This is a genomic window from Microbacterium sp. NPDC056736 (assembly GCF_042790415.1).
Taxonomy (GTDB): Bacteria; Actinomycetota; Actinomycetes; order Actinomycetales; family Microbacteriaceae; genus Microbacterium.
Genome location: NZ_JBHTZE010000017.1, coordinates 1 through 1,623, shown reverse-complemented (window position 1 = coordinate 1,623; position 1,623 = coordinate 1). Strand labels below are relative to the sequence as shown.

Here is a 1,623-nt window from a genome sequence, read left to right as displayed (position 1 = left end):
GTGTCAGCCATGGCCGTTCACCCGCGTGTCGTGCACCAGCAGCGCGGCCACGATGAGCGCGGTCACCGCGACCGCGGTCAGTGCGATGTTCAGGGTGGCCTGAGACTCCGCAGCGGTGCCGATTTTTCTGCTCGTGTCCCTTACGTCCGCCGTAGTTTGCTCGAAGCTAAGTAGCTTGTCCGCAAGTGGATTCCTCATGGAGATAATGTACATGCATACATAGGGCAATAGGTCTGGTCTGTCACAGACTTGTGTACGGGCGCGATCGTCCGAAACGCGCAGCCCGGTGTATGGTGAGGCAAGAAGTTGACCCCCGGTGATCGACACTCACCGGGGGTCACGGCGGCCCAACCCGTCTTGTCGAGGGGTCTTGAGCCGCTGGGACGTTGAAGTCGCCCTAAGAAAGACCAGCGGCAACCCCACGGGTGAGCTGCTTCGTGAAGAGTAGCACGGTCTCTCTGAGTCGACATTTTCTGCGCCTAGCGTCTACAGATTTTCTCCACATTCGGATGGTTGCCCTCTGACCTGCGGAAATTTTCGCGGACCAGATATTTCCATCTGGAACGAAAAAACGCCCGCAGGTGGACAAAACCGCAGGTCAAACACTTGCGGAAAGACGCTACCCGGGCGGACGGAGAAAAATATCGTGACCGAGGCCACATCCCCCCTCCCGCAGTACATGACCGTAGCCGAGGTAGCTGAAGAGCTGCGCGTCACGCCCATGACTGTCTACCGCTGGATTGCGGACGGGGAGATCCCCGCCCTGAAGCTGGGCAGGCGCACGTACCGCATCTTCCGCGAGGACTACCTGGCCTACCGCGACCAGCGCCACCAGGACGCCCACGACCGCGCGGACGCCGCCGGTAGGCCGGCCCCCGCACCCCACGTCCCCGGACAGACCGAGTTCCCCATGCCACGGGTCATGCCCGGACCCATCGACGGCATCGCAGCCCTGTGACCGCCCGTCGCGAATACCGCGGCCCCCGCTGCACCTCGTGCGGCCACCCCGGACAACTCACCGATGGCTCCTGCGCGTCCTGCCTGACCGACCCCGCAGCCATCCCCGAAGACCCCACGCCGACGCGGCCTCCTGCTGCGCCGGCACCTCGGCCTGCCCGCGTGGCCATCCCCGCATGGCTCGCGATCGAGTCGGCCGCGTCCGCTCGCGCACGCCAGCACCGGGCGGCCCGCGGCAACTGACCACCCCTGGACAACTCCACAGAGGCGCCCTTCCCCGGGCTCGCCAGCGCGACGGGACGACGTGACGCGCTGGCACCCGCACCTACCCTTGGCAGCTCGGTGCACTGCCCGCCGGCTGATCCCCGGTGTAACGCCGTTAGACGGAGTGCCGCACAGCCGACCCTCTTCACTCGGCAACGATCTCTCCCGAGACGATCACGCAAACGGTGGGCCTGGAGCCCTGCGCGATCGACCCCCGGGACCAGGTGCCGCGCACACGCGCGAGCGGGCAAGCACTCTGGGGGAGTAGGTCCGGGACGGACCGGTACGGTCGCGGTAGCGACCGCCCTAGACCTCAGCCGGGTTGGGGGGTGCAGACGCCGGCCGGTGGGGGGTACGAGATCAGCACGAGCGAAAGCCCCGGGACGGGGCGCTACCATCGCG

General features: G+C 66.4%; 2 protein-coding genes. One reads left to right on the top strand and one right to left on the bottom strand.

The features are described from left to right. Positions 1 to 3 precede the first annotated feature (3 nt). Complete coding sequence (locus ACFRAL_RS17345) at positions 4 to 198, bottom strand: hypothetical protein (RefSeq protein WP_375821542.1); 195 nt, start codon at positions 196 to 198, stop codon at positions 4 to 6. 481 nt (positions 199 to 679) lie between these two features. Here ACFRAL_RS17345 and ACFRAL_RS17340 point away from each other — a divergent pair, with 481 nt between their 5' ends. After that, complete coding sequence (locus tag ACFRAL_RS17340) at positions 680 to 958, top strand: helix-turn-helix domain-containing protein (protein WP_376180853.1); 279 nt, start codon at positions 680 to 682, stop codon at positions 956 to 958. Positions 959 to 1,623: the final 665 nt, after the last annotated feature.

What these genes read in the sequence shown, in the direction of transcription:
- ACFRAL_RS17345 (WP_375821542.1), bottom strand. Translation starts at nt 198, where the DNA reads ATGAGGAATCCACTTGCGGACAAGCTACTTAGCTTCGAGCAAACTACG.
- ACFRAL_RS17340 (WP_376180853.1), top strand. Translation starts at nt 680, where the DNA reads ATGACCGTAGCCGAGGTAGCTGAAGAGCTGCGCGTCACGCCCATGACT.